This window comes from Haloferula helveola (assembly GCF_037076345.1).
GTDB classification, from domain to species: domain Bacteria; phylum Verrucomicrobiota; class Verrucomicrobiia; order Verrucomicrobiales; family Akkermansiaceae; genus Haloferula; species Haloferula helveola.
On record NZ_AP024702.1, the window covers coordinates 5,287,587 to 5,309,668 of the forward strand.

The window sequence follows — 22,082 nt, forward strand, 5'->3', positions numbered from 1 at the left end:
TGTTCAAAGTTGGGCGTTCGATGTTCGCGCTTGCTATCCCTCCGAGCCCTCAATCCCCATACGCCGCAGCGACATGGAGAGCCCCTTCAGGAGGTGGTGCAGCTTGTAGCCGACATTGCCGACCGACAGGCCCGTCCGGGTGCTGATCTGCTCGTATTTCAGGCCTTCATGGTATTTCAGGCGGATCAACGCCTGCTCCTCGTCGGGCAGTTCGGCTAGCAACAGCCTGACCGCCCCCATGGCCTCCATTCGCGCGAGCTGTTGTTCGGGGCCGCCGGTGTTGTCCCACTCCGGCGGCTCGTCGGTCACCCGCTCCCGCTTGTGGTCGCGGAGGTGGTTGAGTGACAGGTTCCGGACCGTGCGAAAAAGCCACGCCCTCGGGTTCGCGACCTCGTCCCAATGCTCATGCAGCCGGACGAAGGCATCCTGGACGATATCCTCGGCCACCTCACGCCGCCCGAGGATTCCGTAGGCGAACCGCAACAGCGGGCCCTCCTCGGCCTCAAAAATCCCACGGAGTGTCGGTTTCTCGGGATTCATCGGACCTAGGGTGACCACCGTCGCCGGCTTAGCCTTGGATGACCGGGGCTGTCGGGCGGGTTTCATGGGCAATCATCATCGACCTTTCCTTAGCGACACACCAGCCGGGGATTCCTTGGGCGAATTCGCGGATTTTCTCCCCGGCAGGCGGATTCATTGGCCTCACCCGGCCAAATTGTGACCCCGGCGGCCATTTTCGGGTCAGGATCGGGGCTTGCGAAAGAATCGGCCCACCGACCAGTATCCGCCCGCGCTCGATGTATTTGCTCAAGAAGGTTTTCCAACTCAGGGACAAGGCCAATCCCGACATGGAGAAGCCCTTCCTCGACCACCTCGAGGATCTGCGGGCGACGATCACCCGCATCATCCTGACGCTCATCATCTCGATGATCGCCTGCTTCTCGCTGCAGGGCTACCTGATGGACATCCTGCGCAAGCCGGTCGAGGACGTCTGGCTCACCCATTCCCAGTCGATGATGCCCGACGGCATGGAGGCGGGCGACTGGGAGCAGGCAAAGGACATTCTCGAGCGCGCCGCCCTGCTCAGTTCGGAGGAGCGCGAGCTTCTCTTTTCCTATTTCGATGATGCCACCCGCGAGCGGGTCGAGGCGGCCCGCCTGATGCGCGCTTCGCTCGGGCTTCCCGACGACAAGCGCGACGAGTTTCTGAAAGCTTCGGCTGCGGGAAACGAGTCGCTGGCAAAGCTCATCGAGCAGCTCGCTGAAGCGGGAGCCGATCCGGATTCGATCGGTGAACGGGACCTGATGCGAATGTCGTCGCTGAATCCGACCGAGACCTTCATGCTCTCGATGAAGCTGGCCTTCTTCGCCGGGGTCATCGTTTCGTTCCCCTTCCTCCTGTTTTTCATCCTGCAGTTCGTTCTCCCCGGCCTTCACAACAACGAGCGCAAGATCCTTTGGCCATCCATGGCGATCGGATTCGGTCTGTTCCTGCTCGGCGTCCTGTTCGCTTACTTCGTGGTGCTGCCGCGGGCCTTGGTCTTCTTCTACGAATGGGGATTGGGCATGGGGGTCGACAACGAGTGGCGCATCGGTGCCTACATCGGTTTCGCAACCCAGTTCACCCTGCTCTTCGGCCTCTCGTTCGAACTGCCGGTGGTGATCATGGCGCTGGTGAAGCTGGGCTTGCTGACCTACGAGATGATGAGCCGCACCCGTTCCTACGCGGTGCTGACGATCGTTGTTCTGGCGGCGATGATCACACCGACTTCGGACCTGCTGACCCTCTCACTGATGGCGGTCCCGATGTACATCCTCTACGAAATCTGCATCTTCCTGGCCTGGCTCGACCGCCGGAAGCAGCGCCGCGAGGAGGCGGAAGAGGAAGCCGAGCGCATGAGCCGGCTGCTCGAGGACGACGGTGGTGAGGAGCATGACGGCGTGGATGACCACGACCCGCACGCTCACGATCCCTACGACCATGATCCCTACGATCACGATGACCCCCATGCCCATGACCACTTGGAGCATGACTTCGAGCCCGAGGCCGACGCCCCTGAGGACGGCGAGGAGGAGGATATCGGTGACGACCTCGACGACGAACCGCTCTATGAGGAAGAGGAGCGGCGCGACATGGACCCGCCTGACACGACGCCGGATGAAGAAAGGCGCCGGGAGGACGACTGAGCAAGCTTGTCCGGAGAAGGGATCTCCCTTGTAATCGGCCCATGCATTCCATGACCGGATTCGGCCGGGGATCGGCCTCCACCGACCGCTGCACTGCGACCGTCGAGATCGCGGGCGTCAACCGCAAGCAGGCGGAGGTGGTGGTCCAGGGCCTCCGGGATCAGGTGGAACTCGAAAACCGGATCCGGAAGGCCGTTCTAGCACGGATTTCGAGGGGCCGACTCCAAGTCTCGGTGGTGATCGAGCGCACCGACGGAGACGGATCGTCGGTTCAGGCGGACCTCGCGTTGGCATCCCAACTTGACGACGTTTTCAAAAGCCTGTCCCAACATCTCGGAAGGACGGTTGCACCGGAGCCGGCCGATTTCCTGCGAGTTCCCGGGCTGATCCGTTTCGATGGCCAGGATATCGATCCGGAGGCCTCGTGGGAGGCGGTCGATCCCGCCTTGGAGGAAGCGCTCGCCCAACTCATGTCGATGCGTAAGGCGGAGGGAGCCGATCTTGTTGCCGACCTCCAGCAGCGTCTCGAACAGCTGGAGTCACACCGGAATGCGATTGGCGAAATCGCACCCACCCGCCCCGCTCATTTCCGGGAAGTCCTCTTGAAACGGCTCTCGGATGCCGAGCTCGACCTTGATCTCGACGATGAACGGGTTCTGCGGGAGATCGGGTTGTTCGCGGACCGATGCGACATCACGGAAGAATTGACCCGTCTGGACGCCCACTTCGGCCGGTTTCGAGAGTATCTGTCGGGCGGCGAGCCGGCGGGCCGCCCGCTCGATTTCCTCTGTCAGGAGATTCACCGCGAATTCAACACCATCGGATCCAAGGCGTCCGATGCCGCGATTGCCCAGCTGGTGGTGGCGGCAAAGACCGAGCTCGAGAAGATTCGGGAACAGGTCCAGAACATCGAATAGCGCCGCATCAGCGGAGCCACTCCGCCGCACGCTTGGCGTAGTAGGTGAGGATCATGTCCGCTCCGGCCCGCTTGATACCGATCAGGCTCTCGAGTGCGACGGCCTTTCCGTCCACCCAGCCTGATGCGGCCGCGGACTCGATCATGAGGTATTCCCCACTCACTTGGTAAGCCGCAACGGGAAGCACCGTACTTTCGCGAATCCGCGCGATGATGTCGAGATACGGTCCGGCGGGCTTGACCATGAGCATATCGGCTCCTTCCGCCTCATCGAGAGCCGCCTCACGGAGCGCCTCACGGGCGTTTCCCGGGTCCATTTGGTAGGTCTTCTTGTCGCCCTCCTTGGGCGCCGAGTCGAGCGCACCCCGGAATGGGCCGTAGTAGCCCGAAGCGTACTTTGCCGAGTAGCTGAGGATACCGACGTCTTCGAAGCTCTCGGAGTCGAGCGTGTGCCGGATCATGGCGACGCGGCCGTCCATCATGTCGCTCGGTGACACCATGTCGGCACCCGCCTCGGCGTGGCAGAGAGCCTGACGACAAAGCACCTTCACGGTTTTGTCGTTGAGAATGATCAGTTCACCTTCGGGCGAGCGTTCGACCAAGCCATCGTGGCCGTCGCTGTTGTAAGGATCGAGCGCGACATCCGTGATCACGCACAGTTCGGGATGAGCCTCCTTCAAGGCGCGCACCGCCCGAGGCACGAGACCCTCGGGATTCCATGACTCCGCGGCATCCGGCGTCTTGAGCGATTCGGGAATCGCGGGAAACAGCACCACGGCCGGCACTCCGAGCGCGAGAGCCTCTCCCGCCTCCTTGACCAAGCCGTCGATCGACCAGCGCGTACAGCCGGGCATCGAGGCGATCGGCATATCTTCTGCCGAATCGTGAAGGAACAGCGGGTAGATGAAATCGGCAGCCGAAAGATGGGTTTCCCGGACCAGTGATCGGATCGCGGGTGAACGGCGGTTGCGGCGGGGACGGATGTGCACAGCTCAGACCGGTTTGATTTCGTAACCTTCCTTGCCATCCTTGACGGCCCAGCCCAGCGAAGCAAGCCGGTCACGCAGTTCGTCGGAACGCGCCCAGTCCTTTGCCACGCGGGCCTGCCACCGCTCTTCGGCCAACGCGCGAATCTCCTCGGGCACCTCGGCCTCGGCGGCTTCTTCGGGAAGCTCGATTCCCAAGGCCTTCAACACCCGGTTCATGGCTGCGAGCGCCTTCGCCGCCTCGATGCCTTCAAGCGCGGACGACTCCTTCAGTCCGGTGAAGACCCCGCCGAGCGCACCCGGTGTGTTCAGGTCGTCGTTGAGTGCCTCCCATGCCGATTGGAACGGTCCGAATCCGACCTCGGTCAGTTGCGTCTCACCGCCTGCCCGATCCGCGAGACTCTTCGCTCCCTTCGCCAGTTTTTGCAGTGCCTCGCGAGCGCCGGAGAGTGACTCGAGCGTGAAGTTCAGCGGCTTGCGGTAGTGGGCGCCGATCAACACGTAGCGGACCTCCATCGGCGTGAAGCCTTTCGCGGCAAGGTCGTCCAGTGTGTAGAGATTGCCCACCGATTTGGACATCTTGCCGCCGTCTACAAGGAGGTGGGTCACGTGGAACCAATGCTCCGCGAACTGCCCACCACAGGCGCAGCGGCTCTGGGCGATCTCGTTCTCGTGGTGGGGAAACACCAGATCCACCCCCCCGGAATGGAGATCGAAGTCGTTCCCCAAATACTCCCGGATCATGGCCGAGCATTCGAGATGCCAGCCGGGACGACCTTCTCCCCACGGCGACTGCCAATAGTTCTCCCCGTCCTCGGGACGACGGGCCTTCCAAAGGACGAAATCGGCCAAACTGTCCTTCTCGTACTCGTCGGAATTCGCCCGTGAATCCTGCGTCCGGCCGAGTTCCAATTCACGGGTGTCCAGATGGCTCAGCTTGCCGTATTCCGGAAACGATTGGATGCGAAAGTAGACGGAACCATCGTCGGCGGCATAGGCATGCTCCTTCTCGACAAGAGCTTCGATCATCGCGATCTGCTGAGGGATGTGCTCCACCGCACTGGGCTCGACGTGGGGTGGCAGGCAATTGAGCCCGTCGCAATCGGCATGAAACCGATCGAGCCAGCCTTGGGTGAAGTCCTTCAGCGGGATCCCCGCCGCTTGGGAGTCGCGGATGGTCTTGTCGTCGACATCGGTCACGTTCCTGACGTGGAAAGTCCGGAGACCTCCGGTTTCGATTGCCCGGCGGAAGACATCCTGCAACACGAAGGTCCGGAAGTTGCCGATGTGGGCAGGGCCGTAAACCGTGGGACCGCAGCAGTAGAACCGCAGTGTATTGCCGTCCAATGGCCGCAGGTCCCGGGATTCGCGCGTGAGCGTGTCGTAAAGCCGCATCGCGTTGCTACTAAACGCCCGCCAAGCGCGAATCAACCGTCACCGACGGAAATCCAGTCACGGCAGCACCATGATCTGGCGCACTGAGGGATCCTGCCCGACCTCGATGACCTCTACCGGGACGCTCAAAGCAATCGGGACCGTCGACCGCAAACCCTCTGTCCTGGCCGAAGCGGATGAAGCGGAATGCCGGGAAAGCAGGGTCAGAGTGACCGCGACGACGAAAAGCGCGGCGAGCCCGATGTGCTTGAGGAAAGTCACCCGGCGAAAAAACCACACTTTTTAAAATTATCAACAAAAATTAAAAAACTCTGATGGGTGTTGGTCATGAGGGTCGACCGTGCTTCATTCGCCCTGTGCCCTCACCCGAGCCCACATCGCCCTCAAAAGTGAAGCAGTTGGTCATCGGCGGCCTCCTGATCGTCTCGGTGGGCCTGCTGGCGATCGTGTGCTGGTTGGCCCGAGGTCTCCCCGGCTTCTTCGGCGAGTGGTTCGGTGTCATCGCCGGCATCGTGAGCACCCCGTTTCTCATGGAGGCCTCGTTTGTCCTCATCGGCCTCATGCTGGTGCTCGCTGTCAATCACTGGCGGCAGCAACGCGAGGGCGATGAATTCGTCTATCTCGAGCAAGTCGAGGGCCCCGAGGCCGAAACACTTCCTGATTCAGCCCGGTGGGCGGTTTACCGCGAGGCACCCCTCGATGTCGAACTGCCGGGCCCACTCGATGAGATCGAGGGACTGATCGAGGCGGGTGAATACGCCGAGGCGGAAAACGGCTTTGCAACCCTGCCTACGGCTGAGTTGCAAAGCACCAAGGTGGTCGCACTACGGATCAGACTCGCCGAAGCCACGGGAAATACCGCGCTCGCCAAAACCCTCAGGCAGCGGGCTGCAGGCGAGGGTCACTGACGCCGGGCTGCTTCCTCGAGGAACAGCTCGGCAATTCGGAAGCTTCTGCGACTCAGTTCACGGGCATCGTTGTCGTTGATCAGAGCCAGGCCCTCCTCGCTTACCTCCGACAGGTAGATCTTCCACGCCTTCCTCTCGACCTCGCGCGGATCCAGCTTCGGACGATTCGAGGGACTCTGGCCGTCTTGCGCCTCCCCCTCGTCACCGCCACTCCCGCGACGACGACGGCGTCGACGACGCTTGCCGCCGCTGCCTTGATCGTCATTGCCCGGAGGCTCGGAGATCACCGGTGCTTGCTCGTCATCATTGCCACGCGGTGAGTCCTCCACCTTGGAATCCCCCTTTGGAGAGTCCGGCTTTGACGAGATCCGGCGGACCTTCGGATTTTCCGTGGCCACGTCCTGACCCGAGGAATCAGCACCCGATTCGGGGGCCGGTTCCCCGTCACCCTTGGGTGGGCTGACCGCGGGCCTCTCGGACTCGGCTTTCGGCTCAGCCTTCGCAACGGCGGCCTTCTTGGAAGCACGCTTCTTTGTCGCCTTCTTCTTCGGCTGCTTTTCTTCCGCCGGTTTCTCCTCGGGCACCTCGGGTGTCTCGTCAGTCATCGGCGGAAGCAAGACGTCTCCCCCGCCCTGCGTCGAGCGCATTTGCCGAAGGAGGGCGGACTTTTCGCGGTTCGGATTGGCAACGCCAAAAAAAAGGCCCGCCGGGATGGCGGGCCTTGGGAAATTCGTCGGCAGGTTCGGCTTACCAGCCGCGGATGTCATCCAGATTGTCCGGATGCTTCGGGTCGTAGGATCCGTTGGACCCTGCCGAGGTTTGCCCATCTGGACCGGCAGACCAAAGATCGAAGTCGGGATTCGCGGCGAAGGACCGATTGGGACGCGCGGGATTGTTGGTGCGATAGAAGTATTCCGTTCCCCATGGATCGTAGATCTTCAGGGAGCGCCCGGTTTGGCCGGCGAGCCAGCCTTGCCCGTCGTTGTCCGGATTCAGCTCGCTCAGGTAGACCTTGTCGTCAGCATTCTGCGGATAGAGAGCGTCGTAGACCTCGGAAGTCCCGTTCTTGCCATTGCTAACCGCGTTGACCGGATAAGCTCCGTTGTCCGCCTTGTATTCCTCCAGCGCGAGCTGAAGCAGCCCGATCTGGACCTTGGCCTGCTCGCGCGCCTGCTTGGCTTTGACGAAGTTGAAACCGCCGAAGGTCAGGCCGGCCAGGATCACGATGATGCTCACTACCACCAGCATCTCCATCAGGGTGAAGCCGCCGGTAGCGCGTTTCGGACAGGTTTTCATGGAATCGTTGGGTTGTTTTGAGAGGTCGGATTACTGACCCACCTCCTGAATAACCTTAATCAACGGCAGGAAGAGCGCAAACACAACCGATCCGACGACCAGCGCCAGGATCACGATCATGATCGGTTCGAGGATCGAGGTCAGGGCCGTCACGGCGTTGTCCACCTCGTCATCGTAGACATCCGCGACCTTCAGCAGCATCTCGGGCAACTGGCCGGTTTCCTCACCGACATCGACCATGGAAATCACCATCCCGGGGAACACCCCGGAAGCCTGTAGCGGTGTCACGATGGATTCACCCTCTTTGACCGCGGAGTGAACCTTCTCGATCGCGCCGGAGATGATCACGTTTCCTGCCGTGTCCCGGGTGATGTTCAGGGCCTGGAGAATCGGAACACCGGAGGTCACGAGCGTGCCGAGAGTCCGGGAGAAGCGGGCAACGGCGCTCTTCCTTTGGATATCACCGAAGATCGGGGCCTTCAGCTTCATCGTGTCGATCGCCTTCCGTCCGCCCTTGGTCTTGCCCCACGCGCTGAACCCGATACCCAGCAGGACAAACACCAGGATTACCCAGATGACGTTGGGCACCGGCGGTAGCAAGGCGGCCTCCTGTTTGATGAAGAAACTCGAGGTGCCGAACACGATCTGGGAAATCATAGGAAGCTCCGAGTTTTCCATTTCTTGGAACATCGCCTCGAACTTCGGAACGATGACCAACATCAGGAAGATGAGGATCGCGATGGCGATGAACATGACGATCACCGGATAGACCATCGCCGACACGATCTTGTTCTTCAGCTTCTGGGCCTTCTCCTGGTACTCGGCGAGACGCAGGAGAACCACTTCGAGAACACCGCCGAGCTCACCGGCCTTCACCATGTTCACGTAGAGCTTGTTGAAGATCTTCGGGTGCTGGGCCAACGCTTCGGAGAATGTCGAACCCGACTGAACGGAATCGGCGAGAGCTCCGAGCGTTCCCCGGAGCACCGGATTCGGCTCCTGCTTTCCAAGCACCGTCAAACCGCGCAAAAGCGGCAGACCGGAATCGATGAGCGTGGCCAGCTGACGGGTGAAAATCATCAGCGCCTTCGGCTTGATCCGACCGCCCGTCTTGGCCTTGCCCTTCGGGGCTGCGGGCTTCTTGCCTCCCTTGGCCTTCTTGGTCGCTTTCTTCGCCGGAGCCAGCGTGCCCTTGCCTTCTTCGACGACCTGGAGCGGGTAGTAACCCTGGGTGCGAAGCTGGTTAATGGCCTCGGCCTCGGTGGGCGCTTCAACGGTTCCGGACAACTGCTCCCCTTTGGCGTCGGCTGCGGTGAATTGGAATTGGGGCATGGGTATTTTCTAGCTAAAATTGATAGGCGGAGAATGACGTCGTGTCGAGTGAACTGACGACATCAAAATGCGGGTGAATGATCAGGTATACTTAAGGACTTCTTCGATGGACGTCTTGCCGAGATAGATGTTCCGGAGACCGTCTTCGCGCAGCGTCGTCATGCCGTGTTCCATGGCCTTCTGCTTGATCACGACAGTCGGTGCCCGCTCGGTGATCAGGTCGCGGATCGGATCGGAGATATCGAGGAGCTCGTAGAGGCCGGCGCGACCCTTGTAGCCGGACTGCCCACAAGTCGCGCAGCCGCGACCGGTGAAGAAGTCCTTGTCTCCCAGTTCATGCGGAGAAACGCCGAGCTGGTTGAGGATCGCCTCGCTCGGCTCGTAGGGAGCTTTGCACTCCTGGCAAATCGTCCGCACCAGACGTTGGGCAAGGATGCCTTCAAGGGAAGCCGCCACGAGGAACGGCTCGCATCCCATATCGACGAGACGGGTCACCGCCCCGGGGGCGTCGTTCGTGTGCAGCGTGGAAAGCACAAGGTGACCGGTGAGCGACGCCTGAATCGCGATTTGCGCGGTGTCGAGGTCCCGCATCTCCCCCACCATGATCCGGTCGGGGTCCTGACGGAGGAATGCACGAAGCACCCGCGGAAATGTCAGACCGATGCCCTCGTTGACCGGAATCTGGATGATGCCGTCGATGTCGTATTCGACCGGATCCTCCGCAGTGAGAAGCTTGTGATCGATCGTGTTGATCCGGCGCAATCCCGCGTAAAGGGTCGTCGTCTTTCCGGCACCCGTCGGACCGGTCACGATGAAGATCCCGTTCGGCTTCACAATTGTGTCACCGATGTATTCGTAGATGTGATCGGGAAGCCCGAGGGCCTCGAGCGAGAGGTTGACCGAAGAACGGTCGAGGACCCGGAGCACGACCGACTCGCCGTGATAGGTCGGCAGCGAGGAAACCCGCATGTCGACCTGGCGGTCGCCGACCTGTTTTACGATCCGTCCATCCTGCGGCACGCGGCGCTCGGCGATGTTCATGTTCGCCATCACCTTCACACGCGAAATGATCGGCAACGCGAGGTGCACCGGTGGAGGCGCCATCTCGTAGAGCGCGCCATCGACGCGATAACGGATCTTGAAGTCCTTCTCGAAGGGCTCGAAGTGAATGTCGGACGCCCTTTCCTTGATCGCCTGGTAAAGCACCAGGTCGACGTAGCGGATGATCGGCGCGGAGTTCGCCTCGTTCTCCAACTCGGCCGCGTTGAGGTCGCCATCGGGGCCGCCGAACTCGAGTTGCTCGAGAATCGCGTCCATACCACCGCCTTCTCCGCCGTAACAATCGTTGATCTTTTCCTCGACCTGGTAGTCGGGCGCCACAGCCAGCACCAGTTCACGGTCGAGTGCGAACCGCAGGTCCTCCAGGGTCTGCGGATTCATCGGGTCGACCAACACGATGTGCAGTCCTTCGTCGGTCAGATTGACCGGGAGCGCACCGTGAAGACGTGCCGTGCCGGCCGGCATCAGGGCGAGCAACTCGTCCGGCGGCGTCCAATCGGTCAGGTCCACCTGTTGGGCGCCGAGCTCGGACGCGATCACGGGCCAAATGTCGTCCTTGGTCTGGATGACCTGGAAGTCGGCGAGGACCTCCCCCGCCTCCTTGCCGCTGTTTTCCACCTCGTTCAGGATTTCCTGCCCGAGGGAGCGGTCGATCAGACCGCGGCCGATAAAGAGATCTACTAGCTGGTTGCTATCCATGGAAACGGGTTTTGAAAGGGATCAATCGGCGTCGGACATCGTCACGTGCAGCACCTCTTCGGCGGAGGTCAGTCCAGCCTGGACCTTGCGGATGCCGTCCTCACGCATCGAGCGCATGCCAAGTTCGCGGGCCCGGCGTCGGAGTTGGGAGGTCGTCAGGTTCTCGTTCACCATGTGCCGGACCTCATCGTCGATCTTGAAGAGCTCGAAGATGCCCATACGGCCGCGGTAACCGAGGTCGCGGCATTTCTCGCAACCGGTCGGTCCCATGATGGTGCTCTCGGAGAGCCGGGCCGCGTCGAGATTCAGCGCCCGCAACTGTTTGTCGTTGAGCGTCGCGGGAGCTTTGCAGACCGGGCAGAGTTTCCGGACAAGCCGCTGGGCGAGAATGGCACGGACGGCCGATGCGATCAGGAAGCGCTTGATCCCGATATCCGCCAGACGGGCAACTGCCGAAGGAGCATCGTTCGTGTGGAGCGTGGAAAGCACGAGGTGACCGGTGAGCGCCGCGTTGATGGCGATATTCGCGGTCTCGGCATCCCGAATCTCACCGATCATGATGATGTTTGGCGCCTGACGCAGCATCGAGCGCAGTGCCGCGGCGAAGGTCATGCCGATGTCAGCTTTCACCATCACCTGATTGATGCCGGGAAGCTCGTATTCGACCGGATCCTCGACCGTGATGATCTTGCGGTCCGGCCGGTTGATCACGTTGAGACAGGTGTAGAGCGTGGTGGTCTTGCCGGAACCGGTCGGGCCGGTCACAAGGAGGATGCCGTCCGGCAAACCGATCAGCTCCTCGAACTCGGACTGGTCGTCCGAGAAGAATCCGAGTTCGGGCAGACCGAGCACCAACGCGCTCTTGTCGAGAATCCGCATGACGATCGACTCGCCATGATTCGAAGGGACCGAAGAAACCCGAAGGTCGATCTCCTTGTCACCGGCCTTGAGCTGGATCCGGCCGTCCTGCGGCAGGCGCTTTTCCGCGATCGACATCGATCCGCTCATGACCTTGAGACGGGCGATGATGGCGGGCAGCAGCTTCTTCGGATGATTGTCCACCTCCACGAGGCGGCCGTCGATCCGGTAGCGGATCCGAACGGAAGTCTCCAGCGGCTCGATGTGGATGTCCGAGCAACGCATCTTCATCGCTTCGGCGAGCATATGCTGCACGAGACGGATGATCGGAGCGTCGCCTTCCTCGACCTCGGCGCCCTCGCTGGTCGGGACATTCATGTCACCGCCCAGAGTGTCCTGCGCGCCGTAGAACTGCTTGAGGAACTCCTGAATCGCGGAATGGGTGGCACAGACGAACATCAGCTCCCGACCGAGAATGGTCGGCAGGCTGTCCATCGTCTCGAAATCGAATGGATCCGCGACCGCGACCGTGAGGTAGACACCGTCATCCGCGACCGGAACCACCTTGTAGCGGACCGCGATGTCGTCTGGCACGGACGATGTTACCTCGGCGGTAATGGAGGCTTCTCCCAGGTCGACGGTTTCGATTCCGGCATTGGTCGCCAGAACACCCGCGATCGTCGCCTCGGTGAGCTCGGTGTTCTCAAGCAGATTCTCGATCAGCGATCCCTTGCCGGACCGGGCCTGATCGACTTGCTCCTGAGTGGTGGCACCTGCTTCGACCAGCAGATCGGCGAGATAATCTTCGTTTGAGAACACTTGAGGTTTGGGCCTTTAGGTCGTTCCCGCTGGAGAGATTTCGGAAAGAATCGGAAACTTCCTGCGGTGTCGGACATTGGTCAAGCGGCTCCCCCTTTGTCAACCGGCCGGATGGGCAGCCTGCCCAGGTTTTTCCCTCGGTAGGAACAGGGTATTCACGTTGCCCCTTCGATCACCCGAATTTCGCGCCACAACGACGGCAATACTTTGCATCCGGAAGGTGGCCGTGAACCCCGCACGAGGGACAAGCAAGCGTCGATTCATCCCCATCGATCTTCGAGATCTCGGAGGAAATGATGCCAGTGGGGACCGCGATGATGGCGTAACCGGTCAGAGCGAGGACCGAGGTCAGCAACTGTCCGAGCTGGGTCGTCGGAGTGATGTCACCAAAGCCGAGGGTCGTGATGGTGACCACCGCCCAGTAGACCCCGACGGGGATACTGGTATAGCCGCCCGCCTCACCCTCAACGAGATACATGGTCGCCCCGGCAATCAAAGCGACGGTAGCGAGGGCGAGAAAGAAGACCGTAATCTTCGCCCTGCTCGCGTAGAGCGCCCGCATCAGGACCGTCGCACCGCTGATATGACGGACCATTTTGAGGACCCGGAACACCCTCAGCACCCGAAGGATCCTGACCACCATCAGGGCCTGACCACCGGGCAGAAGCAGCCCGACAAAGCTGGGTAGGATCGACAACAGGTCAACGACCCCGAAGAAGCTTCTCGCGTAGCGGATCGGCTGACGGGACGTCCATAGCCTCAGCAAATACTCGACCGTGAAAAGGCCGGTGAAGACCCATTCGAGAATGTAGAGCTCCTCGCCGACATTCCTCCGGACGGAAGGAACGCTCTCCAAGACGACCGCCAGAACGCTGAGCAGGATCAGCACCAGCAGCACGACATCGAAGCGACGGCCGGAAGGAGTCTCGGCCTCGAAGATGATTTCCCGCCACCTTTCCCGGGTGCCCTCTGAGTCCACCATGCGGGCAGGCTGACAACTCGGATGGCCGACCACAAGCCGCCGGAATTGAAGATCGTTGCCAGCCGGTAGTTGCCGATTCGGCAAACGGGGTTCATTCTGCCTGCGGATGGCGGATGAGGAAAAACCAGCCAAGAAGCAGCCCGCGAAGAAGGCGAAGAGACGGTTCTGGCGCAAGAAGCGGTGGTGGACGCTCTTCCTGCTCGTTGCCGGATTGGTTTGGCTCGATGGTCCCGGTTGGCGTTGGATCGCCCAAAAGGCGGCGAGTCATTACCTTCCGGAGCTCGGGTATGAGGTGGAGTTCGAAGTCGACGGTCGACTGTCATCCGGGGAGCTGAGCGTTTCGAATGTCAGTCTGACCGGCGACGAAGCGGTTGTGAAAGTCGCCGGCCTCGACTCGCTGAAGGTCGGCTACCTGCTCCCGAAAGTGGTCCGGGGGGAGGTCGAGTCGGTTATTCTCGACAATCTGCACGTCGACGTGGACCTCGCGGCCGTTCCGCCGAAGGAAGACGAGGAATCCGAGCCGAGTGACCCTGCCGAGCTCTTGGCCAACCTCAGGCAAAGGCTGGTGCCGATGCAGATCGAGTTGCGAAACATCAGTGCGATCATCCGGCGCGGTGACGAGCTCCTCTTCTCCATCGAACCGACGACCCTGCTGCATTCCCCCAATGAAGATGAGTTCGAGCTCGATCTCGGTGACATGGAACTGCCCGGAGGGCGTGCCATCGCCGCGCAGCAAGCGACGCTATCGTGGACGCCCGGCGAACTCACCATCGACAAGTTGAAGTTGATGGACGGAATATCTGTCCGCGACGTGCTCGCGCGATTTGCCGAAGGCGAGCAACCGGAGTTCGGCGCGGGTATTGTTCTCGACGAAAAGCGCATCGACGTGACGACGGATCTAAGTGTCGCCTCTGTCATCCTTCGTGAGGAGATCCCTTCCCTCAAAGAGACAGCCAAGCTTTTCGCATTCGAACTCCCTGCGGAGGGCGCGCTGCACAAGCTCGACCTCAAGGTCACAGGAATCGATGGCGGTCTCGAAACCCTGGCGGGAGAACTCGAACTCGAGTTGGGAGACGTCGCCTACGATGATTGGACCGCTGAAGTGCTCGAGCTCCGCGCCACACTCGAGGGCTCCCGGGCCGACCTCGGCCTGACGGGAATCGCCTTGGGTGCCCCTCTCCAGCTTGGCGCGGAGGCCGAATTGTCGCGTTCCGAGATGGAACTCCTCCCGACCCGCGCGACCGCCAACCTGGAGACGCCGAATCTCGAGCGAATCCTAACAGCGGTAAGGGACCGCTTCACTCCTTCCGATGATCCCGTGCAGGTGCCAGCATCGTCGCTCAAGGTCAACGCTTCCGCTGACTTCACGAAGGGATTGCCTTCCGCCGCTCGCGCCGAACTCGCAATCGTCAGCAGCGTCGATGCCCCGCCCGTTTCAATCGATGCGACTTGGAACGACTCGCAGGAAATCACGGCTGCCGTCCGTCTCCCGGCGGTGGAAATCGATGGGGGCTTCGCGCTGGAGGCGAAGACCTACGAAGGGACGGCGAGTCTGGATTCATTCACACCGAGCTCGCTGAGAGCGTGGCTCCAGCCCTTCGGCATCGAAGTTCCCGACGGCATCCTAGCCACCCTGGACTGGGAAGGTTCCGGCGATCTCGAGCAGAACAGGCACCAAGGCAAACTTGAGATCAACGGCGCCGAGTGGAAGCGAGACGAAGACTCCGACACGCTGAAGGCCTTCGCTTCCGCTGAATATGCATGGCCGGAGTCGGTCAAGCTGGCCCCTCTGAACGTCCAGCTTTCCACCCAGAAGATCGAGACCCGTGCCGAACTGTCCGACCGCACCCTGACGCTTGAACAACTCGAGTGGAGCGACGCCGACGAGGTCCTTGCTTCCGGCAATGCCAGCATTCCCGTTCCCGAGGATCTCTCCGACTGGAAAGCTCTTCTTCGGGAAACACGGCCGATCGAACTGAAGTTCGAAACACCCGAGCTGCCGCTTTCGAAACTTCATCCGTTTCTCCCGGAGAGCTCCAGGTTCGTGGATTCGAGCCGCGCCAAGCTCTCGATTCACCTGACGGGATCCCCGGCCAATCCGGAGTTGGATACCAATCTCACCGCACTTGAACTCGGCCTGGTGAGCCAACCGGACGTTCCGCTTGCAAACATTGAACTCGAGGCCGTCGGGAAGGAGAAGACCCTCAAGCTCGAGGGCGAGGTCACCGCGCCGGGTTATCCTCCCGCGGTCATCAGTGCGGTGACGAACTGGGATCCGGACCAATGGGCTGAGGATCCGGATACCGTCAAAGCCGCCAGCCTCGATGCGAGGCTCACGCTGACGGACCTCAACATCGCAACCCTCGGGTCGTTCCTTCCCAAGACCAAGAAGCTGTCGGGCGAGATCAATGCCATGGTGGAGGTCACCGGCACGGTTGGCGAACCGGCTCCTCGGGCCGAAGTCACTCTCGATGGCGGCGCCTTCGAGATGCACGACCCCGGAGTGCCGCGTGTGAGCAAGGGTGCGTTGCGCGTCACGGCAACTCCCGCCGAAGTCAACCTGGAGAATCTGTCTGCCGAGGTTTCCGGGGGCACACTCGTGATCAACGGCGGGATCAAGCTGAACGATGGGAAGCCGGGTGACGTGAATCTCGCGATCGACGCGAAGTCGCTCCCGGCGGTTCGCAACGAATCGATGATTGTCCGGATCAGTTCCGATTTGAAGGTTGGCGGACCTTGGGAGACCGCCCGCATCTCCGGCGGCATCAAGGTCGTCGACAGCCTGTTCTTCAAGGACATCGAGCTGCTGCCGATTGGCGTGCCGGTCAACAAGGTCGCCGAGCCGAGCTTGCCGGCCATCGATGCCCCGCCCCCTTCCGAGCTTGCAGCAAAAGTGCCGGCTCCCTTCAACGATTGGTCCTTGGATGTCTCGCTGAAGACGGGCAGTCCGTTCCTCATCCGGGGCAACCTCGCAAACGGCGAAGTGTATGTGGATGCGCGGATCGGGGGCGCCGTCGGCACTCCCCGCCCAAGCGGTGAAATCAAGCTTCGCGAGATCGAGGCGAAACTCCCGTTCAGCACGCTTGAGATCGACGCGGGCAAGATCACGCTCCGTCCCGATCACCCTTTCGACCCGGTTCTCGACATCCGTGGCACCTCGCGCATCCGCCCGTATGACGTCACCATCTATATCTACGGCCCGGTCTCGGATCCGAATATCCAGCCGACTTCGAGTCCTCCGCTCGCCGAAACGGAAGTCATGACGCTCATCGCCACAGGCACGACAACCCGGGGCTTCGAGGATCCGAGCGCTGCCACGGCACGCGCAACGCAGCTGCTGATCGAAGAGGCCCGACGCGGTCGCATCGGAGCGGTCAAAGTGCTTCGCCCGGTCTTCAAGGTTCTGGACAAGGTCGACTTCCAGGTCGGTGAGGTCGATCCCTACACCAGCAAGAAATACAACTCGGCCACCTTCAACCTCGATGACAACTGGCTGCTGACCGCCGGAATCAGCGATGAGGGCAACACCCGAACCAAGGTCACTTACCTGCTCCGCTTCGAGTGAGTCACCGCGCCCCCATCATACTGGCTGCTTTTCTAGCGGCGGCAGGACCGGTTCTTGGTGAAACCGCCGTCAGGATCGTCGGCAACCAATCCCTGTCAGAGCAGGAGATTCTGACGAACCTCGGGGGCAGGCTCGACCACATCACCCTTCGTGAAGCTACCCGTCCGCGGGCTGCCGATGCTGCTTTCCTCGTCGAACAAGCCTACCAACTCGCCGGCTTCAACGATGTGACCGTCTACTGGAAGGTGGTCGACAAAAACACGATCCGCCTGCGGATCGATGAGGGCAAACGCGACGTAATCGGTGAAGTCACGATCAACAACGTACCCAATCCGAAGCTGAACGAGACTCTGGTCGAACTTTTCCAACTCAACCCGAAAAAGCGGGCGACCGGACTCAACGAGTTTCCCATCCGCGACGAGGATGTTCCTGCGGGTATCCAGCTGATGGAGGCCCAGATGCAGAGCATCGGGTTCTACGATGCTGAAGTCATTCTCGCCAGTCGCCAGCCGAATCCGGAAACCGGCAAGATCGATTTCACGTTCGACGTCAAGGCAGGCCGGATTTCAAAGATCGCCCCACCGGTCTTCCGCGGTGAGACGACACCCGGTCTCGCCGAGGCCGTCAGCCAGTATGTCGGCGAGCCTGCGACCACGCCCAACCTCAACTCCGTGAGAGCACGCGTCTCCGAGCAGTACCAGGCAGCCGGCTTCCTGCGTGCCAAGATCCGGATGGGTATCGAACGCGAAGGATTACAGCTGACTCCGGTGTTCGACGTCACGCGGGGCCAACGCTTCAAGCTGCGGAACATCGAGCTTGCCGGTCTCGGGAAGACCGATCCGGACCGTGTGCTTACCCGCTTGGACGATCTCCAGGGTGAGTATCTCGACGGCAATGTCGCCGAGAAGCGAATCCGCCAGCTCATTGCTACCGGCGCATTCTCGAACGTCCGCACCGAGATCGAACCCGTCGCAGGCGAAACGGTCGATGTGACCCTCCGCTTGACGGAAGCCGAAGCCAGAGGGATTTCGGGCACCGCCGGTTTCGACTCATTCGAGGGGTTTCTACTAGGTGCGGCGTATTACGATCGGAATTTCTTGGGCAAGGTCCGGAACTTCTCAGCCGGCTTCGAGATCACCCAGCGGTCTCTGCTTGGCGAGATCTCGCTGGCGGATCCGTGGCTGGCCGGCAGCGACGTGGCGGGCAAGGCACGTCTCTACGCCTTGTCGAAGGACTACGAAGGCTACAACGCCCTGCGCTCCGGCATCGAAGCCTCCGCCATCTGGCCGGTCACGGAGCACTACACGGTCGACGCGTCGCTCGGCTGGGCCATCGTGTCGACAGATGCCGACGGATTGCCGATCGCACAGCTCGGAGAACAGGACTACCAGAACCCCTATCTCCGGATCACCCAGACTCTCGACTATCGCGACAATCCGGTTCTTCCCAAAGAAGGCTGGCATCTCGAGCTGCCGGTAGAACTCGGCGCGGCGATCGGCGACAACTCCTCGGCGTACTTCAAGGCAGGCATCGAGGGCTCATATTATCGTCCGATCGGCGAGAGCGGCCAATTGGCGGTCGGCGCCCGGGCCGGGTTCCTGATCCCGAGTGGCGGATCCGGACGATTGCCCATCGACTTACGCTACTTCAATGGCGGAGCACGCAGCGTCAGGAGCTTCCCGGACCGGGAACTCGGCCCGTGGTCGACAACGGGCTATCCGGTCGGCGGGCAGAGCTACTGGGTGACCAATATCGAGTATATCCACACGATCGCCGGCCCGCTGAAGGCGGCGGCATTCTTCGACGCAGGCGGCCTGAGCCCGGATTGGGAGGATTTCGGCACGGGCGATCCGGAGATGGCCGTCGGTCTCGGGCTTCGTCTGGATCTTCCCATCGGACCGGTCAGGCTTGAGTACGGACACAATCTGACTCAAGACGGGCGCGACCCGAGTGGCAGTTGGCATTTCGCCATCGGCACCGCGTTCTGAATCCGACGTAGACCCGATGGCCACAATCATTCCCACTTGCGAAACCGCGGTCTCCGCATTGCCGGAGTGGCATCGTGCGGTCTTCAACGGCAAAGAGGACCTGGTGACCTCGTCAGCCGGATGGTCGCCCGGCGCTCTCAATCTTGCCCAAGGCGTCGCCATGAAGCTCCATGCCCAGTTGCTTCACAACGAAATGACCCGCCTTCTGATCGACCTCTCAAAGGATCCGACCGATCCGGCGAGGTGGAGTGAACACTCGATGACCCTCACCGAGGAGCAGCGTGAGAAACTCGATCAGAGGCAAAAGTCGGTTTATCTCAACGCTCTAGAGGCGCGGGTCGAGAACGCCGTGCAACGCGGCGAAACCGCGATCCACATCTCTTTTGATACGCGGCCGGACATTCGGGACGCTTGGGTCGAGATCGAGTATGATCTCCGGGTCGATGGCGAGGCCGCTTTCGCCAGGAGCTGGCGCGATGCCATGCTCACCAAGCTTCCGAACGCCGTGATCCGCGACGTCGCCTCGCCGACCAAGGGACTTGGCGCATTTCTTCGGAAGCGGCACCCCGGACTCCTGTCGCTGAGGTTTTCAGCTGCCCAGTCGATCTTTCTCGACGGGAGCCCTGTCGCGTGGACGCCCTTCAAGAAGGCGGTCATCGATTCGATCCACTCGATCCGCTGACCGCGTCAGCGGCCGAGCATGTCCTTAGTGTCTTCGACACTCAGGGCTCGCTGGTTCCGCCAGTCACGGACCTCAGGTTGTTGGAAAACCCGGCGGCGGACATCCGTCTCAGCATCCGAGTTTGTGGGAATGCCCTTCTTGTCTGCCTCGCGGGCTGCTGAGGTCGGGGACTCCCCGGTTGCGAACACCCGACCGGCTTCCCGGCTGGTCGTTGAACCTTCACGAGCCAACTGTGAACCCTCACGCGCGCCGTGCTGGAACCGGCTTCCATCCAGATTCCCGCTGTAAACCTGCTTGGCGTAATCCTTGCGCCCCCAGAAGGACTTCTTGTCGTAGTTCTTTCCCTGGAACTCGCGCTTCGAGTATTCGCCCGTGAACTGCTGATTGACCGAACTCGCCTCGCTCGCCGAACCTCCTTGCCCGTTCGAGAACATCGGATTCGTCGTGCCGTAACGCCCGAGAATCTTCTGTGAATCGTCGTCAAACATCTCGCCGCTCTTCATCTTGAAGCCCTGCTGCGGAGATGCCCCGGCATCCGCCACGCCGACCTCGTCCGTCCCGCACGAGGCGAGCAGAGAGACGCTCAAAAGCATCCATCCGAGATGGGCGGGACGGGTCATGGGCGCGGAAGCTGACAGATCCCCGACCCTATCACAACCTTCAATCCGGTCCCCTCGCCGCTTGCAATGGACGTCCGGCTCCCCTAATTCCCGCGACGTGACGCCCGAAGAGCAACTCGAAATCCTCGTCGCCGGAACCGCCAAGGTGCTCTCGGAGAAGGAGCTCTTGGAAAAGCTCAAGCTCGGCCGACCGCTCCGAATCAAGCTCGGTGTGGATCCCACGGCTCCCGATATCCATTTCGGGCACACCGTGGCTTTGGAAAAACTGCGGCAGTTCCAGGAACTCGGGCATCAGGCGGTGCTGCTGATCGGCGACTTCACCGCGACCATCGGAGATCCCTCCGGCCGATCCGCGACCCGCCCCCCTCTGACCCGGGACGAAGTGCTCGCCAACGCCGAAACCTACACATCCCAAGCGTTCAAGGTGCTTGATCGTGACCGCACGGAGATTGTCTACAACGGCGACTGGTTCCGTAAGATGAGCTACGAGGATGTGCTGAGGCTCAACGCGCGTGTGACCCTGCAGCAGATGCTGCAGCGCGAGGACTTCCGCAATCGCATCGATGCGGCCCAGGAAGTGCGGCTTCACGAACTCCAATACCCGGTCATGCAGGGCTGGGACTCGGTCGAGATCCGGTCAGATGTCGAGATCGGTGGCACCGACCAGCTCTTCAACATTCTGGTGGGTCGCGACCTCCAGAAAGAGGAAGGCCAGCCGCAGCAAGTGGTCATGCTGGTTCCTCTGCTGGAAGGCCTCGACGGAGTGAGGAAGATGTCGAAGTCCTACGACAACTACGTCGGGGTGAACGACGAACCCCAGGACATGTTCGGGAAGCTGATGAGCATTTCCGATGATCTCATGGCACGCTACCACCTCCTGCTGCTCGGCGAGGAGCTGCCCGCCGGCGGACATCCGATGGATACGAAGAAGGCCCTCGCCCAACGTCTGACCGCCCGCTACCACGGTGACGCCGCCGGCGCGGAGGCGAGGTCGACCTGGGAGGCGCGATTCTCCAAGCGGGACCTCGGAGCCGGGGCTGCCGAACTCGCCCTTGCGGACATTCCTTCTGGCGCAACGGTGCTGAGCCTCACCGCCCATGCATTTGAAGTGGCGTTCGACCTGAAGAAGTCGAACGGCGAGCTCCGGAAACAGTTCATCATTCCGGGGTCCGTCCAAATGAATGGCGAGAAGCTCACCGATCCGGCGGCGGCAGTCACTCCCGCGGCCGGTGATGTGTTGAAGCTCTCGAAGAAGCACGCCGTCCGGTTCGTCTGATGCCGATTCTCTACATCAAGCCGGGTTGCCCCTGGTGCGTCGAAGTCATCGACTACCTCCGCCGTGAGGGGATCCGGTTCGAGACTCGCAATGTCTCGGTCGACCCCGAAGCGATGCGGGAAATGGTGGAGCTCTCCGGACAGACGAAGGCGCCCACGATGGATTGGAACGGCGAAGTGCTCGCCGACTTCGGCGTTGAGGAATTGGTGCCCTTTCTCGAGCAGGTCCGCCGCTGAGCGTCGGTTCCCGATGAGGCCTCAACCCGAAAAAGAATCGGGACCGAGCGGCTTCCCCAAGCGCGCGGTCCCGATTTCTTTGTATCTTGGCCTGAACGGCGCCGACTCGTTGGAGTCTTAGCCGCGATCCCGACCATCCGGTCGGGATCTTTGCATGAACACTACTTGGCCATTGTCATCCTGAGAAAGAGGCGGAAGCGGCACCCGAGTCATCCCCCCGAACGATTCAGGTGCCGTTTCTTCCTGGGATCCGGAGCGAATGTCGGCGCTCGGCATCGG

Annotated in this window: 19 protein-coding genes; 8 read left to right on the plus strand and 11 right to left on the minus strand. The window is 61.3% G+C overall.

Annotation, left to right across the window (positions count from 1 at the left end):
• Window positions 1–33 precede the first annotated feature (33 nt).
• Window positions 34–540, minus strand: a complete 507-nt coding sequence (locus HAHE_RS20135) for a sigma-70 family RNA polymerase sigma factor (protein WP_338687019.1) — start codon at window positions 538–540, stop codon at window positions 34–36.
• A gap of 257 nt (window positions 541–797) precedes the next feature.
• Here HAHE_RS20135 and tatC point away from each other — a divergent pair, with 257 nt between their 5' ends.
• Complete coding sequence (tatC, locus tag HAHE_RS20140) at window positions 798–2,186, plus strand: twin-arginine translocase subunit TatC (RefSeq protein WP_338687020.1); 1,389 nt, start codon at window positions 798–800, stop codon at window positions 2,184–2,186.
• Between the two features lie 41 nt (window positions 2,187–2,227).
• Window positions 2,228–3,103 (plus strand): YicC/YloC family endoribonuclease, encoded by an 876-nt coding sequence (locus HAHE_RS20145; RefSeq protein WP_338687021.1) that lies wholly within the window; start codon window positions 2,228–2,230, stop codon window positions 3,101–3,103.
• A gap of 7 nt (window positions 3,104–3,110) precedes the next feature.
• On the opposite strand, the gene hemB is transcribed toward HAHE_RS20145, so the two are convergent.
• Genes hemB through HAHE_RS20160 form a run of 3 tightly spaced genes read right to left on the minus strand, consistent with a single transcriptional unit; the run spans window position 3,111 to window position 5,744 of the window.
• Window positions 3,111–4,091 carry a porphobilinogen synthase gene (hemB, locus tag HAHE_RS20150; RefSeq protein WP_338687023.1) on the minus strand — a complete coding sequence of 327 codons (981 nt, stop codon included), beginning with the start codon at window positions 4,089–4,091 and terminating at the stop codon, window positions 3,111–3,113.
• A gap of 3 nt (window positions 4,092–4,094) precedes the next feature.
• Window positions 4,095–5,483: a cysteine--tRNA ligase gene (cysS, locus tag HAHE_RS20155; RefSeq protein ID WP_338687025.1), complete on the minus strand. Its 1,389-nt coding sequence runs from the start codon at window positions 5,481–5,483 to the stop codon at window positions 4,095–4,097.
• A gap of 57 nt (window positions 5,484–5,540) precedes the next feature.
• Window positions 5,541–5,744 (minus strand): hypothetical protein, encoded by a 204-nt coding sequence (locus tag HAHE_RS20160; protein ID WP_338687026.1) that lies wholly within the window; start codon window positions 5,742–5,744, stop codon window positions 5,541–5,543.
• 128 nt (window positions 5,745–5,872) lie between these two features.
• Between HAHE_RS20160 and HAHE_RS20165 the strand changes: the two genes are divergently transcribed.
• Window positions 5,873–6,391, plus strand: a complete 519-nt coding sequence (locus tag HAHE_RS20165; protein ID WP_338687027.1) for a hypothetical protein — start codon at window positions 5,873–5,875, stop codon at window positions 6,389–6,391.
• On the opposite strand, the gene HAHE_RS20170 is transcribed toward HAHE_RS20165, so the two are convergent.
• From HAHE_RS20170 to HAHE_RS20195, 6 genes are all read right to left on the minus strand, one after another.
• Window positions 6,385–6,996, minus strand: coding sequence for a hypothetical protein (locus tag HAHE_RS20170; protein ID WP_338687029.1), 612 nt, complete (start codon window positions 6,994–6,996; stop codon window positions 6,385–6,387). The genes HAHE_RS20165 and HAHE_RS20170 overlap by 7 nt on opposite strands.
• A 142-nt stretch (window positions 6,997–7,138) precedes the next feature.
• Window positions 7,139–7,687 carry a prepilin-type N-terminal cleavage/methylation domain-containing protein gene (locus HAHE_RS20175; RefSeq protein WP_338687031.1) on the minus strand — a complete coding sequence of 183 codons (549 nt, stop codon included), beginning with the start codon at window positions 7,685–7,687 and terminating at the stop codon, window positions 7,139–7,141.
• A gap of 30 nt (window positions 7,688–7,717) precedes the next feature.
• Window positions 7,718–9,019: a type II secretion system F family protein gene (locus HAHE_RS20180; protein WP_338687033.1), complete on the minus strand. Its 1,302-nt coding sequence runs from the start codon at window positions 9,017–9,019 to the stop codon at window positions 7,718–7,720.
• Window positions 9,020–9,100: 81 nt separating this feature from the next.
• The gene (locus HAHE_RS20185) at window positions 9,101–10,777 is read right to left on the minus strand and encodes a GspE/PulE family protein (protein ID WP_338687035.1); all 1,677 of its coding nucleotides are present in this window, start codon (window positions 10,775–10,777) and stop codon (window positions 9,101–9,103) included.
• A gap of 21 nt (window positions 10,778–10,798) precedes the next feature.
• Window positions 10,799–12,454: a GspE/PulE family protein gene (locus HAHE_RS20190; protein WP_338687037.1), complete on the minus strand. Its 1,656-nt coding sequence runs from the start codon at window positions 12,452–12,454 to the stop codon at window positions 10,799–10,801.
• A gap of 172 nt (window positions 12,455–12,626) precedes the next feature.
• On the minus strand, window positions 12,627–13,436 hold the full coding sequence (locus HAHE_RS20195; protein WP_338687039.1) for an ion transporter: 810 nt from the start codon (window positions 13,434–13,436) through the stop codon (window positions 12,627–12,629).
• Between the two features lie 106 nt (window positions 13,437–13,542).
• Here HAHE_RS20195 and HAHE_RS20200 point away from each other — a divergent pair, with 106 nt between their 5' ends.
• From HAHE_RS20200 to HAHE_RS20210, 3 genes are read left to right on the plus strand one after another with little or no spacing between them, the layout of a single operon-like run.
• On the plus strand, window positions 13,543–17,001 hold the full coding sequence (locus HAHE_RS20200; protein WP_338687041.1) for a translocation/assembly module TamB domain-containing protein: 3,459 nt from the start codon (window positions 13,543–13,545) through the stop codon (window positions 16,999–17,001).
• A complete protein-coding gene (locus HAHE_RS20205; RefSeq protein WP_338687042.1) occupies window positions 16,998–18,989 on the plus strand; it encodes a BamA/OMP85 family outer membrane protein in 1,992 nt (663 codons plus the stop codon). The genes HAHE_RS20200 and HAHE_RS20205 overlap by 4 nt, the downstream gene beginning before the upstream one ends.
• Before the next feature lie 16 nt (window positions 18,990–19,005).
• Window positions 19,006–19,671, plus strand: coding sequence for a hypothetical protein (locus HAHE_RS20210; protein WP_338687043.1), 666 nt, complete (start codon window positions 19,006–19,008; stop codon window positions 19,669–19,671).
• Window positions 19,672–19,676: 5 nt separating this feature from the next.
• Here the strand turns inward: HAHE_RS20210 and HAHE_RS20215 are convergent, their stop codons facing one another.
• On the minus strand, window positions 19,677–20,291 hold the full coding sequence (locus HAHE_RS20215; RefSeq protein WP_338687044.1) for a hypothetical protein: 615 nt from the start codon (window positions 20,289–20,291) through the stop codon (window positions 19,677–19,679).
• A 97-nt stretch (window positions 20,292–20,388) separates the two neighbouring features.
• Here HAHE_RS20215 and tyrS point away from each other — a divergent pair, with 97 nt between their 5' ends.
• Together tyrS and HAHE_RS20225 are read left to right on the plus strand one after the other, a co-directional pair.
• On the plus strand, window positions 20,389–21,567 hold the full coding sequence (tyrS, locus tag HAHE_RS20220; RefSeq protein WP_338687046.1) for a tyrosine--tRNA ligase: 1,179 nt from the start codon (window positions 20,389–20,391) through the stop codon (window positions 21,565–21,567).
• Complete coding sequence (locus HAHE_RS20225) at window positions 21,567–21,803, plus strand: glutaredoxin family protein (protein WP_338687047.1); 237 nt, start codon at window positions 21,567–21,569, stop codon at window positions 21,801–21,803. Before tyrS ends, HAHE_RS20225 begins: the two co-directional genes overlap by 1 nt.
• The last annotated feature ends 279 nt before the right edge of the window (window positions 21,804–22,082 follow it).